12 protein-coding genes are annotated in these 14435 nt (G+C 44.8%); 5 read left to right on the top strand and 7 right to left on the bottom strand.

Annotation, left to right across the window (positions count from 1 at the left end; all coding sequences use genetic code 11):
• Positions 1-198: 198 nt before the first annotated feature.
• On the bottom strand, positions 199-954 hold the full coding sequence (locus HQR03_RS00380) for a TSUP family transporter (protein WP_173238763.1): 756 nt from the start codon (positions 952-954) through the stop codon (positions 199-201).
• A gap of 499 nt (positions 955-1453) precedes the next feature.
• On the opposite strand from HQR03_RS00380, the gene nhaA reads away from it, so the two are divergent.
• Both nhaA and HQR03_RS00370 read left to right on the top strand, forming a co-directional pair.
• A complete protein-coding gene (gene nhaA, locus HQR03_RS00375; RefSeq protein WP_173238762.1) occupies positions 1454-2653 on the top strand; it encodes a Na+/H+ antiporter NhaA in 1200 nt (399 codons plus the stop codon).
• Positions 2654-2725: 72 nt separating this feature from the next.
• Positions 2726-4066 (top strand): oxygenase MpaB family protein, encoded by a 1341-nt coding sequence (locus HQR03_RS00370; protein WP_025652305.1) that lies wholly within the window; start codon positions 2726-2728, stop codon positions 4064-4066.
• 110 nt (positions 4067-4176) lie between these two features.
• Here the strand turns inward: HQR03_RS00370 and HQR03_RS00365 are convergent, their stop codons facing one another.
• Positions 4177-4929, bottom strand: coding sequence for an NUDIX hydrolase (locus HQR03_RS00365; RefSeq protein ID WP_037025361.1), 753 nt, complete (start codon positions 4927-4929; stop codon positions 4177-4179).
• Between the two features lie 519 nt (positions 4930-5448).
• On the opposite strand from HQR03_RS00365, the gene HQR03_RS00360 reads away from it, so the two are divergent.
• Positions 5449-6012, top strand: a complete 564-nt coding sequence (locus tag HQR03_RS00360; RefSeq protein WP_025652303.1) for an NUDIX hydrolase — start codon at positions 5449-5451, stop codon at positions 6010-6012.
• A 121-nt stretch (positions 6013-6133) separates the two neighbouring features.
• Here HQR03_RS00360 and HQR03_RS00355 read toward each other — a convergent pair whose 3' ends face one another.
• Entirely contained in the window at positions 6134-9211 is a 3078-nt protein-coding gene (locus HQR03_RS00355; RefSeq protein ID WP_173238761.1) for an insulinase family protein, read from the bottom strand.
• Between the two features lie 298 nt (positions 9212-9509).
• Between HQR03_RS00355 and HQR03_RS00350 the strand changes: the two genes are divergently transcribed.
• A complete protein-coding gene (locus HQR03_RS00350; RefSeq protein ID WP_173238760.1) occupies positions 9510-9977 on the top strand; it encodes a universal stress protein in 468 nt (155 codons plus the stop codon).
• Between the two features lie 120 nt (positions 9978-10097).
• Here HQR03_RS00350 and HQR03_RS00345 read toward each other — a convergent pair whose 3' ends face one another.
• Positions 10098-11027, bottom strand: a complete 930-nt coding sequence (locus tag HQR03_RS00345) for a LysR substrate-binding domain-containing protein (protein WP_173238759.1) — start codon at positions 11025-11027, stop codon at positions 10098-10100.
• Between the two features lie 187 nt (positions 11028-11214).
• On the opposite strand from HQR03_RS00345, the gene HQR03_RS00340 reads away from it, so the two are divergent.
• Positions 11215-12297, top strand: a complete 1083-nt coding sequence (locus tag HQR03_RS00340; RefSeq protein ID WP_173238758.1) for a YeiH family protein — start codon at positions 11215-11217, stop codon at positions 12295-12297.
• A gap of 207 nt (positions 12298-12504) precedes the next feature.
• Here HQR03_RS00340 and HQR03_RS00335 read toward each other — a convergent pair whose 3' ends face one another.
• From HQR03_RS00335 to HQR03_RS00325, 3 genes are all read right to left on the bottom strand, one after another.
• Complete coding sequence (locus HQR03_RS00335; RefSeq protein ID WP_010201661.1) at positions 12505-12714, bottom strand: cold-shock protein; 210 nt, start codon at positions 12712-12714, stop codon at positions 12505-12507.
• Between the two features lie 245 nt (positions 12715-12959).
• Positions 12960-13382 (bottom strand): YbaN family protein, encoded by a 423-nt coding sequence (locus HQR03_RS00330; protein WP_101212228.1) that lies wholly within the window; start codon positions 13380-13382, stop codon positions 12960-12962.
• A 349-nt stretch (positions 13383-13731) separates the two neighbouring features.
• The gene (locus HQR03_RS00325) at positions 13732-14217 is read right to left on the bottom strand and encodes a hypothetical protein (protein WP_173238757.1); all 486 of its coding nucleotides are present in this window, start codon (positions 14215-14217) and stop codon (positions 13732-13734) included.
• Positions 14218-14435: the final 218 nt, after the last annotated feature.

Genomic DNA, 14435 nt, shown 5'->3' with positions numbered 1-14435 from the left:
TAGTCAATCTCATAACAATTGGATACGGTGTCAGGCTCGCTTAGTCTACTACTTGTAGTACTTTCACCCACCTTCCTTGTATCTACATCAGATTGAACCGACTCTATAAAATTTGAATGCTTATTCAAATAAAAAACCTCAGTCAAATTGGCTGAGGTTTTTTTTGGTATAGTCTAAAGCATGTTTACATCAAGGAAACTAGCCAAGTACGTATTTGGTTACCATGGCTAAGCAGACCAACACAATCATTGGACGAATCAGCTTACTGCCGCCTTTAACGACCATATGCGAGCCAAAATAAGCGCCAATCGTCTGCCCAACCATCATTGCCAGCCCTACTTTCCACAAGACATTGCCGCCCAAGATAAAGAAAATAAGCGAGCCAATATTGGTAGATAAATTTAGCACCTTTGCCGCGCCCGTTGCTTCAATAATTTGACGACCACGCAGCGCCACATTTCCTAAAGCAAAAAACATCCCCGTACCCGGACCGATATAACCATCGTAAAAACCAATTAAGGGTGCAACGACTTTTTGCCATTTGCCTTCTGAGATGCGCGGTGCCGCTTCTACTTCGCCAAGCCTAGGTGCAAACAAGGTATAGATACCGATCGCGGCAATTAAGAAAGGAATGAGCTTTTCGAGCAAGTCAGGCGGTGACATCTGTACGGCGATAGTCCCAATAACCGAACCGATAAAAGCCGCAATAATGGCGACTTTGATACGTTGAGGCTTGACGACCCCTTTTCTAATCATGGTGATGGACGCAGCCAATGCGCCTGAAGCCGCTTGTAGCTTATTGGTACCTAGCGTGAGCACTGGCGGAATATTCGCCAGTAGCATGGCTGGGATAGTCAATAAGCCACCGCCACCTGCGATAGCATCGATAAAACCTGCCAGCGCCGCAACCGCCGCCAGCATTAAAATAATCTCGATAGAGAGGGATAAGTCCATGACGCTGACCTGCAAAATTGATAAGAAAAATCAGCCTCGATATTGAGGCTGCCTGTACCGTTATCTATCAGCGGATACACTGACCTGCTGACACATTTATACCCATAAGTGGCACTGTAGAGTGACGCTCATTATAAAGATAAAAACGTAAAAAAAAGCCAAAAACGTAAAAAAGTCTGCTAGATTTGTCTAAGGCCTGCCCTCGATTCAATCGATAGTCATCTAGATAGGCTAAAGATAGTGACGCGCGCTGGATAGTCAGTAACGACTTATCACTATATTTACCAGTGTTATCATCGTTATAATATCGCTATTGTGGATATAGCAAGACGTGCTTATGACTTTGGGTTGACGTATTTTGTTGTCTATATGAATCAGAGTATGAGAAACTGTTGCTGTCTGTTTGTATGGCGCGCTAAGCGGCCGCATCGATATTTGAGGTTATTGAATTGTTTGGCAATTCGTTTTTAGTAATTTGTATTTAGGAAATGAGGATAATATGGCAATACGAAGGATTAAGGCATTTTTTGAATTTGAGGCAGCAGGCGGCATTGTCTTAGCGCTGGCAGCTATCGCGGCAATGATCATTGCCAACTCCCCTCTAAGCACTTGGTATGAGTCTTTTATCCACGCGCCCGTTGCCATTCAAATCGGCAGCTTTGAGATTGCAAAAGACGCCCATCATTGGATCAACGATGGTCTGATGGCAGTGTTCTTTTTCTTAGTCGGTCTTGAGCTCAAGCGTGAAGTACTCATCGGCGAGCTCTCGAACGTCAAACAAATTATCTTACCAGCTGGCGCGGCATTGGGCGGCATGATTATGCCTGCTATTGTCTACTTGCTTTTTAACTATAATGAGCCTGAGTTTTGGAAAGGTTGGGCCATTCCTGCCGCCACAGATATCGCTTTTGCCCTCGGCATCTTAAGTCTTTTGGGCAATCGCGTCCCAAACTCATTAAAAGTATTTTTGGTATCGATTGCTATTTTTGATGATATCGGCGCGATTTTGATCATTGCCTTGTTTTATACCAGCGAACTATCCCTTGAGTCATTGGCCTTTGCAGGGCTATGCTTGCCATTTTTGTATTTGCTAAACCGGCGCAACGTGACCAGTATCACCCCCTACCTACTCATCGGCGTCATCATGTGGATAGCCGTCCTCAAGTCGGGTATCCATGCGACATTAGCGGGCGTGGTGTTGGCGTTATTTATTCCTATGTTTGATCGCACTGACCCTGAGCACTCGCCGCTAGAAGAGCTTGAGCACGACCTACACAACACCGTGGCTTTTGGTATCTTGCCACTATTTGCCTTTGCCAACTCAGGCATCTCGCTCAAAGGCGCAGGGTTTGCAGAGCTGTTTCACTCTGTACCGCTGGGGATTGCCGCCGGTCTATTTATTGGTAAGCAATTGGGTATCATGGCGATGTGCTGGTTGATCTTCAAGCTCGGTATCTCAACCATGCCAAAGGGCATGAATTATAAGCAAATTTATGGTGCTTCGTTGCTTTGCGGCGTTGGCTTTACCATGAGTTTGTTTATCGGTGGTCTGGCCTTTGGCGGCGCGACACCATTATTTGACGATCGCTTAGGTATTATCATGGGGTCAATTGTTTCTGGTATCGCCGGTTACATGATGCTCAAAGCAACGCTAAAAGAAGACATCAACAGCACTTCGGTAGATTTGACCCGTCATTAATACGATTGACGGGCAATAAGGGAATCGATAAGTAACAGACGCAAGCGATAGAGGATGGGTGTAGAAACAAATATGGACAAAAAGTACAATGGTTTGAATTCAGACACCCATCGTCAGTCGGCATCTTCTTATCAGCGCCATGGTCGTACTACTGCTATCGACGATCATAGCGACTTACAGGTTTTAAAGCGCATCAAGCGTTATTTATTACCAAAGGACTTTGTAATCTCGCAAGATTTATTAGACGAGATAGTGGCAGGCTACGATATTGGCGATCCGTTGGCAGATACTTTAGCCGCTGATGGCATTCGTTTTGCCAAACCTTTACAGCAATTCATTATTAATGATCGCAGTGCAAAATTTGATACCAATCTGATAGATAACCCTGCGTTTAACGCCTTAACTGAGCAATTCAGTGGCCATCCTGCTTGGTTCGATCCCAAGCTTGCGCACATTGGGGCAGTCGCCTATCGCCGTTATCCATTGATGCTGATTTGGCTATTACGCAACGTCGCGCTGATGGCAGGCTATAGCATCCCTGCCCTCTCCTTGCCACTCATTCAGACCGGCGCTTTGATGCACGATGCGCTGCCGCGTTTGATGCGTACCTATGCTTATATCTTAGCCGTCTCTGAACATCCACAAGTCACTGCGCACATAGCTAACGGCCGCAAGCCTATCGACCAAGTACTAGCGATTGGCTCTGAAGGCTGGCGGCAATCTATTCAGGTGCGGCAAATTCATACATTGGTACGGCAGAATTTATTAAAAGGTAAAGGCAATGCTGCTAAGGGCGTCATACCGAGTGCCGATCAGCATCATAACCCCGATGGCAGCTGGAATACGATTTATTGGGGTCTGCCCATCAACCAGACCGATATGATCGCCACCCATTTGCAGTTTTCGTTGTTGATAATGCGCGGCCTACGACTACTGGGCGCACGCATCAGTCCCGAGGAGGCGGAAGGTATTTTACATTTATGGAATCTTGCGAGTTACTGGATGGGGGTGGATTTAGAGCGCTTGCCAACAGATGAAGCAGCGTGCTGGGAGTGGTTATATACCTATTTATCCATTCAACAGCTTGACTTTAAGATGGGACAACCACTAGCAAAAGCCTTGCACGATTTGCCTCGTCAGCTGATGGGTGAAGACAATCGTCGCGGGCGCTTCGTCGAGATGGTCAATGCCAGCGTGACTCGCACTCTAGTCGGCGATGATATCGGTGATGGCTTAGATTTGCCCAAATCAAAGATACGCTTTGGCGTCTTATCTTCGGTGCCGATTCTCTTTGCTCTTGACACTGCCAGACAGCACAATCAAGCCGTAGCGCATAAGTTAGAAGCCTTCCGTGCCAAACGCCAAGACAATATGAATTGGTGGCTTAAGAAAAACGATGACTATTATAAGTAGTCATTAGAATAGGTGAAAGCATTATCAATCGCCTCGACACTCATTATAATCAATCTATAACGGATAGGTTTACTCATGGTTTTGGGTGAGAAGTTATCAGCCGCTCATTCTTACTGCCTTACGTTTTGCGCTTGTTCATTTTGGATACGGTAGTACCATTCCAATTGTCGATCAAACCCCGTTTCTAACAAACTGGCGATGACGCGTCCTGTCAACCCCCAAACCGTCTCACCATCCACTTGCCAGCTGGGCGTAAGGATGGTCGCAGTCTCCTCTTGCATCGTATACTCTATCGCATACTCTACTGTCGGCTGTGTGAGCAGCGCTTCAAAATCTGCCCAAAAAATGCGCGATATCTCGCCCATTTCAGGCACCAATACCAGACCCGGCGCAATGAGCGCCACAATAGGACGAACACTCATACCACTTTTGGAAGTTTGGATAGGCAGTTGACCGAGCAGCTGGACTTTGTTTGGTGGTAGCGCCGTCTCCTCGCAAGCTTCACGCAGCGCGGTGATGACGTTATTGCCATCGCCTATTTCATACTTGCCACCAGCACAGGATACTTCGCCAGCGTGACTGTTCATATGAGCTGCACGGCGCGTCAAGAGCAGCTTAGGATGACGCTCATGAGTGATAGCAACCAAGACTGAGGCATCAGCTATCGGTGTCTGATACAGGCTGTCTAAGATACGAGCACTGCGCGAGGTATTTTGAGAGTTGTACATCGCTGGACTGGTCACCGCGTTTAAGGTTTCATGCTGCACCCGTTCTGCCAACTGTCTCAGCGTCGGATGACGAATAAAAGTGGGTACAGCGACTGACAATTCACTAAAAGGTGCAGACTGCTTGGGGGTTGCCATTATAATTGCCTTGTATTTTTATCGGTATAAAGCCTTGTCACCATATCCTAAAATCGCTACGGTACTGCTGATATCGATATTACTTCTCACTGACTATATTTGACGATGTTTAGCAAAATTTAGCCATTTTTAGCCCATTTAGGTACAATCGCTTGAATTGAGGACACGCCCTAACTAAAAACCTAAAATAATCTCTGAATCTAGATTAGCGCAATCGCCTGTCAACTGCATGCTATTTATGTGACTGCTTATTTGTATCATCAGAATTGCTTGAGGCCGTTTGGTTAATAGAATTATGCAATGTCACTACAAGTGAAATGATGCGTTACTGTTATCATCATTCTGTGCCACGAAAATGTGTGCTATCTTAAGGTAATAACGATTATTTATAGCACTCTTGTGGAATGACGCTTAACCTTGAGTATAATCAATCCACCATGATATCGATACAAACGAACTGAATGCTAGCAATTACATTACACCCCCATCCTTTCTCATCATAATAACAAGGCAGTTTATATGCGCTATTGTCTACAATGTGGCCACGAGGCTGAACGAAAAATACCGGCCACTGATAATATACCGCGTTTGGTCTGCCCGAATTGCGGCTACATTCACTACGAAAACCCAAAAGTCATCTGTGGCTCATTGGTCGTGCATAAGCAACGTGTGCTGCTATGCCGCCGCGCAATTGAGCCGCAGTATGGTCTATGGACGCTGCCCGCAGGCTTTATGGAAAATGGTGAAACAATGGCGGAAGGTGCTGCGCGTGAGAGCTTTGAAGAGGCAGAAGCGGTGGTCACCAATCCGCACTTATATTGTTTATATGATATTCCTGATATCGGGCAAATCTATAGCATCTATATCACCGAGTTAAAAGACGGTGCTTACGGTATTGGCTCTGAAAGTCTGGACTGCGCTTTGTTCGCCGAAGAAGATATTCCGTGGGATAAGCTTGCCTTTGAAGCCGTGCGCCGCACTTTAAAAAGCTATTTTGCCGACCGTCAGCAATACGATAACCATGAGAACTTTCCCATTCATCAAGAGTTGATTGGCAAAGACCAAGCCATTAAGCGTTATTAATACAGCTCTTAAAAATACTTACCGGCAATAAAAACCGCCGCTTTCAATATAAATATTGAAGGCGGCGGTTTTTTTATACAGTCAATAATTTGCTATGACTGATTTCACGATAAGTCAAAAACTAGCTTTTAATTTTACACACTTTAAAGCCAAGCGCTTTCACTTGCTCTTCTTTATCATAAGGTGCTAGTACCGCACGGACATGCTTTTGCCCTTGCAGGTATTGCTTAGCCACACGTTGTATGTCAGCAACTGTCACGGCCAATATGGCTGCACGCATTTTACGTTGCCAGTCTGCACCGCGATTATGCAAATCAGCAAAACAAGCTTTGATAGCTTCGCCTGCTGGAGAGCCTGGTTTATCCATACCTGAAATAATGCCTAAGATGGCTTCTTCCAACTGCTCATCGGTTTGCGGCTCATTTAATAACCATTCGATACTGGCATCAAAATGCGCAAAGGTCTCAGCACACTGCGGATCACGGTAGCTAAAGAACTTAAAGGCGCAAGCATTGGCATCGTAGCCTGCACCGCCACCATAAGCACCGCCGCGCTCACGGATGGCACTATGCAAGTAACCATTACGCAGATAAGGCGCTAATACCATCAAGGCAGCGGTATCAGGATGGTCGGCTGCTGGCACGGTATATGCGCTAGCATTATGATAGACGTTGGTCGGAACTAGCCACGCCAAATCTTCAACATCGAGCGCCACACCACTTTCTAGTGCTTTGACCGCGTCTGTCTCGCCATTTAACGCCGCATCAAGTTGCAACTCGGCAAACTCGCTTGGGATATTGTCTTCAATACCCGCATCAGAGTTTGTGATTTTTTCCGCAATCTTTGGCGCTTGGCTGTCTTTCCAGCTATCAACGATTAAGTTACTTAAGCGTTCGGTTTGCTCGGCTTCACAGATAATAACGGCGTGCTTAGGTAAACTGATTAAACGTTGATGTAAATCCATCAAACTGGTTGCCAATTTATCCCACTGTGCATCATCAGTACTGGCATGGGCTAAGAAGTCTTTTAGCGCGTTTAGTGCTGGCAGACCGCTGCGCACATACTCTAACTGCGCTTGGCGACTCATGCCGCGACTGGCAGTTTGCATCGCATACGAATGCCCTGAACCGGCAAGGTTTGATTGCCAACCTGCTTGACGCTGCTGCAAGATTTCTTTGATACGATCATGCTCACTAAAGACGCTATGCTCCATGACTTCTTTGAGCAAATCAATCGCTTCAGGTTTACGATTGAGCGCACGCGTTGCCACAACAAAGTAGCTGCTAATCGCTTGGCTGTCATCGATATTGGTACGCTGACTGATACGCGCCGTCACCCCTGATGAATGCGCCGCTTGCTTAGCTTGCATTTCATGAGCGCTTAGCGAATCGGTACCGAGCTCAGATAATAAGCTTAAGTAAATAGGCAACAATGGATGATTAATCACTTCATTAACCGGTAGCACGCTGGTATCCTGATTACCAATCGCATCGGTCAACGGCACAATCACTTGATAATAATACAAGCCATTGGTACCCGCTTCATATTCAAATAAGGTGCTCTCTTGCCCGCTTAAATTCACTTGTTTTTGCGTGCCTTGCTTAAAGCTGATATCCGTTGGCACATCTTCTAAACCAACCTTTGGCAACAAGCTTAAATCATCAGGCGCTGCTTGGCGCGCTGCCAAATCAAGCGCTTGCTGTTTTAAGATAGCTTTATCATCAGCGGTCAAATCCATCGCAATCGTATCAAGACGGGTTTGCTCGGCTGCTGCCAAACGGGCAGTTTTTTCGCTGTCAGGTGTCAAAGTGACGCGGACACGATGTTGATTATCTAACAAGTGCTGCTTAATTAAATTCGGTAACCACTGTGCATCTTTTACTTGCTCACGTAGCCACTGCAAATGCTCATCAACTTCCCAGACATCGATAGGGTTGCCATCATGAATCGCCGTACTAAAGCCTTCTAACATAAGATTCAAACCATACGGCATGCTATCACCGCCGATATGGCGCTGATCTATCTCAATTTGGTGCAAGATAGTTTCAATGGTTTCATCATCAATCGGCTTGCTCGCGACCTCTTTAAGCAAATCAATAATACCCTGCTCTACCGCCTCAGCATGCTCAGGGTTTGAACCGCGCAGACCGGTATAAAAGACCATTTCATAATGACTGTCGTCGAGTCCCAATAGCGGACTTGGCGCTTTACCAAGTGGATGGCTGTCCAAATACGCACGCAATGGCGAACCAGCATGCTCAACCAATACCCCTTCTAATAGACGTAACGCCAAACGCTGCTTTGGATCAGTAATTGATGGTAATAACCACGCCACCACGTGATGGGTTTGGTCAGGACCGGCTTCATCAGCAGTATAAGTATCAACCGCGCTAATCGGTGCAGACAAGCGTTTTTCAGGACGCGAGACGTGTTTTTTGCCGGCTTCAAATTGAATCAAGGCATCTTCATGGATTTTCGCCTGCGTCTCAGCGACCGGAATATTACCAAAGCTCATAATCACGCTGTTTGATGGGTGATAATGGCTTTGATGAAATTCAACCAGCTCATGATGGGTCAAGTCAGGAATATCAGCAGGATCGCCGCCCGAATTATAATGATAGGTTGTCGTTGGGAACAAATGATGGGCGACCGTATGATATAACTGGTCAATCTCGCCGCTCATCGCGCCTTTCATCTCATTAAAAACGATACCTTTAAACTGCGGCTTATCATTTTCATCTAATTCAACACGAATACCTTCTTGGGCAAAATCAAGCGGATGAATATTAGGGAAAAATGACGCATCAAGATAAACGGCAAGTAAGTTAAAGTAGTCGTTTTTATTTTGCGTGGCATACGGATAGGCTGTCCAATCGGCAGCAGTCATCGCATTCATAAAAGTGTTTAATGAGCGTTTAATCATCGAAAAAAATGGGTCACGTACAGGGAATTTCTCAGAGCCACATAAAGCCACGTGCTCTAGAATATGCGCCTCACCTTTTGAATCCATTGGCTGAGTACGAAAGCCGACCAAAAAGGCATTTTCATCACTCGGGTGTGCCAAATGGTAATGCATGGCCCCAGTCTTAACATGCTGACTGATCAGCACATCCATCGATAGCGCCTCAATGTGGCGATGCTCAATCAGCTCAAACGCTGGATGTAGCGTTAAATCTACAGTAAATGGCGTGTCAGTCATAGTTGTCCTTATAGCTTATTAGGTAAATAGCGCCCTGCAATTCAGGGTAAATAGAATGGTCAAAAGGTGTGATGTATTGGTTTTTATAGTGACAAACGCTAGTCATGAAAACAATTGGTCTAGCGCTAATAGATGGGGTTGGCAGATTGAGAAGTCAAGACAGTGACAGCAGAAAGAACAGTGCTGATACTACAACTAGGAAGCACGACACCGCAACCGTTTAAAAGTACGCCGACATTACTTAACAGCAGCCATCAGTAGTGCTATAGTTAAGACTACTTGCTACGAGGAGCACCTCATGAGTTACCAACATATTTTACTGGTCACCGACTTGTTATCTGATGCCGACACAGTGGCACAAAAAGCCAAACAGATCGTCGATAACCGCCCCGGTTCTAAGCTATCTGTACTGCACATTGTCAAAGACACCATGGTCGGTTTTGGTTATGAGTTGGTGCCCGCATCAAGCTTATATGACCAGATTGACGATGAGCGCTGCCAAGAGGCACGAGCCAAATTGGCACAATTCTTAGAGCGCAATAGCTTAACTGCAGTTAATGCCGAGGTAACCACCGCCATCTCTAGTAGCGAAGGTATCGTCAACTATTGCCATAAGCATGACGTTGATCTCTTGGTCATCGGTCGCCATGAGCGTCATGGTATCGTCGCATGGCTCAGCGGTGCCACAGCAGATAATATTTTGCCAAACGTCCCCTGTGACAGTTTAGTCGTTAGACTCGACAAGCCCGTATCAAAACGCAGCTAACCTGAACCCAAATATCGTTTTGATAAATGGTTTGTATAAGTTGATAAAAAGCGCATCGGTGAGCAATCTACGGGGCGCTTTTTTTAGCTCATTCATTTTAGCCCTAACTTACTTATTATCCTATTCAATAATATCAATAAAGGTCTGCCAAATCGGGCTTTGATGGCGGGCTTTGTGCCAAACTAGCCACCATGTGCGTGACAAATCGATACCGGCTATTTTTACTTGTACCAACTTCCCTGCTGCTAGCTCTGCCTCGATAACGTGTTGTGACAGACAGCCAAGCCCAATATCGGCACTAACCATACGCTTGATGGCCTCTGACTGTTGAATAGCCATGACCACTTTTGGATCGGGTAAGTGCTTTAGTAACTGCTCATCGATAATCTGCCGTGTCCCCGAACCTGCCTCCCTTACCAATAAAGGTAGCTGTGCCAATTGCTCGATCGTCAACAAATAACAATGCTCGTTCTTGTCATAGTTGACCAATCCTGCCAACCATTTGCTATGGTGTTTAGCAAATACCATCAAGGTATCGGTGCGCCACTCTCGCTGCTCGATGACTTTTATATCAGTCGGACGCGGCATGCCTTCGACCACAGCAATATCGATGTTTAATTGCTCAACCTCGCTGACCACCTCTTGCGTATTAGCAATGTAGACATCGACATTGGCATCCGGTAGCACCTCATATAACTTGGCAAGTAGCGGCGGCAATACATAGTTGCCGATGGTGGTACTCGCACCAATATGAATCTGTCCTGCTTGATATTTATGATAATGCTCTAGCGTTAATGATTGCCCCAAGATCGCTTGCGCTTGTACATACACGGGATGGGCGTTGGGATGTTGGTTAAGCCTGCGCCCGACCCGTTCAAACAAGGGCATTTGCAACCTTGACTCGAGCTCAGTCAACGCGCTACTCACCGCAGACTGTGATAGATGCATCTCTTCACTGGCACGGCTGGTGCTACCTGTCTGATAAATACTAACAAATACCGCCAATTGCTTGAGGGTAATTTTCGGTAGCGTCTGCATGGACTTTTTCATAATTTTTCTAACATCCTATACAAACTATAAATTTAAAAAATCACTTAATATTAAAAACCACTTATTAACCTATTTTTTCGATAGCTTGTATCTTATTAATCTGTTTTTATTATAATTCAGCTTGGCTTATACTGTCTACTCATAAGCTTATGCTTATTTTGATTATCAATAATAGGATGCGTACGCTATGCACGCTTTTGCCCAATCAGTGAATCATTATGTTCCAAACAACCGACATTTGGCAGGGTTGTTTGTCGTGCTGAGCGGTAGTGTATTTTGTCTATGGTTAAATACGAGTCTGGCGACGTGGTCGAACGGACGCATCGTTGGTTTGTCTTCCTTAACATTGGCCATTTTGCTTGGTATGCTATTGGGCAATACCATTTATCCTCATTTAGCTGAGCGCTTGAATGCGGGAGTATGCTTTGCCAAAGGGCAAATTCTACGCCTCGCTATTATGTTTTATGGCTTTAAGTTGACGATGACCCAAGTGGCCAGTGTCGGTATGCCAGCGGTGATGACTGATGCCTTGGTGCTAACATCGACATTTTTGCTCACTTATTGGCTGGGTACAAAATGGTTAAAGATCGATCAGCAAACCACTTTATTGATTGGCTCAGGTGCTAGTATCTGCGGAGCCGCGGCGGTGATTGCAGCTGAACCAGTTGTCAAAGCTGAAGCCCATAAAGTAACGATTGCTATCGCGACGGTGGTAGTCTTTGGCACGATTGCCATGCTGCTCTACCCTTTCCTCTATCATCTTGGCTGGTTACAACCTTGGCTGAGTGCCCAACAATACGGTATCTATACCGGCTCAACCATTCATGAGGTGGCACAAGTCGTGGTAGCCGGTAATGCGATCAGTACTGACGTTGGTAATACTGCGGTGGTTTCCAAAATGATTCGGGTGATGATGCTTGCGCCATTCTTACTGGTACTATCTTTTGCCTTAACCAAAGGGGCGGGCAAAAATTCTGAAAAACAAACCCTACTTATGCGTGCCAAACAGGTCAAAATACCTTGGTTCGCCTTTATTTTTATTCTTATTGTGGTATTGCACACGTGGGTGCCAATGACTCAGAATTTTGAGCGTAGTATGGTTATGCTAGATGACGTCTTGCTGACCATGGCTATGTTTGCATTGGGACTCACCACCCATCTAGGCGCTATCAAGCAAGCTGGCGTAAAACCTCTTATCTTGGGTGCCATTATGTTTGCTTGGCTTATTCTTGGCGGCGGACTTATTAATATAGGGATTGCTTCACTCTAAAACAGTTACTGACTAAACACCAAAACCAAAAATGCCTACGACTATCATCACAATCGTAGGCATTTTTACTCTAAAACCTTGCTTAATGTCTTATTATCAAAGCATTTATCATAAGTCATAGGCGATAAACATAAACAATAGACGAAAAAAAACGAACCCGAAGGTTCGCTTTTTTTTCATCTTGCTCTAGTTGTCTATAAAGACAAATTAGATAGCAACGATGTTATGGGCTTGTGGGCCTTTTTGACCTTGAGTTACAGTGAACTCAACTTCTTGGCCTTCAGCCAAAGTTTTAAAACCTGAACCAGTGATTTCGCTGTAATGAGCAAAAACGTCTGCGCCAGTTTCTGGAGCGATAAAACCAAAGCCTTTAGCTTCGTTGAACCACTTAACTGTACCTTTTTGAGTATCTGACATATTGATAATCCTACTTTTTAATTTATTAATGGCCTAGTGACCGGTAACGCTTGCAAATAGCTACTGAACGATAAATATTAAAACGAAGGATTATAACTAATACTACGAGGTAATGATTTGGTGCAGAACTGCTCTTAAGCTTGGGCGTATTATAAGGGGTACATTCTAGTAGCGCAAGCCTTATCTGACATTTCGTGTAACTAAAGGTCGTTTTTTTCTATTTTTAGCCTTAATTTTATGGCTTTTTAGGCGTTTGGCAAACGGAACAAATAGACCGCAACCCCACTACACACCGTGGCTACCAGCCATGCAACCCACATCATGTCGCTGGGTAAACGATAAAATAACATTGCTGTCGATAACGCCATCATAATTGTCGCCAGACACTTGGCATACAGCGGTACGGCATGGCGATCTTCCCAATCACGGACGAACTTCCCAAAATATTTATGATTGATCAGCCAAAAATGAAAGCGCCGCGAGCTACGTGCCCAGCAACCCGCCGCCAGTAGTATAAAAGGCGCGGTCGGCATTACGGGCAATAACACGCCAATAATGCCCAAAATAAAAAATATCCAGCCAAGCGTTACAAACGTCCAGCGCACTGTAGGGCTGTTGGATTGATTGGTCTTTGGTCGATAATAAAACGCTTTTTTGTTGTCGCTCATAAAAAGGTATCACTTGGCGATAGTGGCAATAGAGGTCAAGCAGCTATCAGATAACTACCCATATAGGTGGATAAGCATGCAATATCTTATAAATCTGCACAAGGCTATTTTTACGATGCTTTTGCTATCGATAAGTATAATTGGTTAGTGTTTGGGTAAAGTCTACGCCATTTACAGGACAGCTGTTTAAAATGTCTGTGAACGAACGTTTTACTTATAAAGGGGTGCTTGCTCCCTTATATGCTGAATAATAGCCAGAATATTATGAGATACACTGTATTAATAAGAAAACCGCTCACAATCGATACTGTGAGCGGTTTTCTTATAAGGATTTTTTGACAAATAAGTTCTAAACTAATATCAATGCCAGTACTGAAAATACTAGAAAATAGCCAAAGACGCCCATAATTGCGTACATGGTCTTGAGCGGCTTGCCATCGATCTGCGTTTTAGTGAGGGTATCGCCAAGCTTCAAAATCGAGATGGTATAAAAATAGAACGCTAATAATAGTAGCACCATACTAATAGCAAATATTGCCACGGAGGACAGGACGCCAAAAAACACCACGGTGCCGGGGAATAAAACCTCACCTTTGATAATTAGTACCAATAGCACGATGGCCACGCCTGATGCAGAGGCATGAAAGAATATCATGTCGTGCAATGTGGCATCGGCTCTATAAAAGCTGCTCTCAATATCGAGCCTTTCGCTACTGAGCGCTCTGGGCAGAGCACCTCTAGTAATGATTGAGTTATGACCTCTGATATTACTGACGGTCAAAAGGAAAGTAAAAAACGTCAGGGCGACCCAAAAGACTACATATATATTTATCATAGTAATTATCCCTAAATCTATGAAAATATGATTTAAAAACAGCGGCTGTACTACTAAAGTCCGACATAAAACGTTGTGTTTGTATAGTGCAAACGTCCACATGAATTAATGCGCTTAGGTTTATATTATCAGCCTTATCGCTTTGATTTGTAACAAAATGTCTAAAGAAAAACTTGACTGTAGCAACGACAATCACTGGCAAACAGAATACGGTGTTT

Source organism: Psychrobacter okhotskensis (assembly GCF_013248965.1).
GTDB classification, from domain to species: Bacteria; Pseudomonadota; Gammaproteobacteria; order Pseudomonadales; family Moraxellaceae; genus Psychrobacter; species Psychrobacter okhotskensis.
This window is presented reverse-complemented; position numbering and strand designations above follow the sequence as displayed.

Bases quoted from the DNA above. Each gene is read 5' to 3' on its own strand.
- HQR03_RS00380 (WP_173238763.1), bottom strand. From the start codon at position 954: ATGGACTTATCCCTCTCTATCGAGATTATTTTAATGCTGGCGGCGGTT.
- nhaA (WP_173238762.1), top strand. From the start codon at position 1,454: ATGGCAATACGAAGGATTAAGGCATTTTTTGAATTTGAGGCAGCAGGC.
- HQR03_RS00370 (WP_025652305.1), top strand. From the start codon at position 2,726: ATGGACAAAAAGTACAATGGTTTGAATTCAGACACCCATCGTCAGTCG.
- HQR03_RS00365 (WP_037025361.1), bottom strand. From the start codon at position 4,929: ATGGCAACCCCCAAGCAGTCTGCACCTTTTAGTGAATTGTCAGTCGCT.
- HQR03_RS00360 (WP_025652303.1), top strand. From the start codon at position 5,449: ATGCGCTATTGTCTACAATGTGGCCACGAGGCTGAACGAAAAATACCG.
- HQR03_RS00355 (WP_173238761.1), bottom strand. From the start codon at position 9,211: ATGACTGACACGCCATTTACTGTAGATTTAACGCTACATCCAGCGTTT.
- HQR03_RS00350 (WP_173238760.1), top strand. From the start codon at position 9,510: ATGAGTTACCAACATATTTTACTGGTCACCGACTTGTTATCTGATGCC.
- HQR03_RS00345 (WP_173238759.1), bottom strand. From the start codon at position 11,027: ATGAAAAAGTCCATGCAGACGCTACCGAAAATTACCCTCAAGCAATTG.
- HQR03_RS00340 (WP_173238758.1), top strand. From the start codon at position 11,215: ATGCACGCTTTTGCCCAATCAGTGAATCATTATGTTCCAAACAACCGA.
- HQR03_RS00335 (WP_010201661.1), bottom strand. From the start codon at position 12,714: ATGTCAGATACTCAAAAAGGTACAGTTAAGTGGTTCAACGAAGCTAAA.
- HQR03_RS00330 (WP_101212228.1), bottom strand. From the start codon at position 13,382: ATGAGCGACAACAAAAAAGCGTTTTATTATCGACCAAAGACCAATCAA.
- HQR03_RS00325 (WP_173238757.1), bottom strand. From the start codon at position 14,217: ATGATAAATATATATGTAGTCTTTTGGGTCGCCCTGACGTTTTTTACT.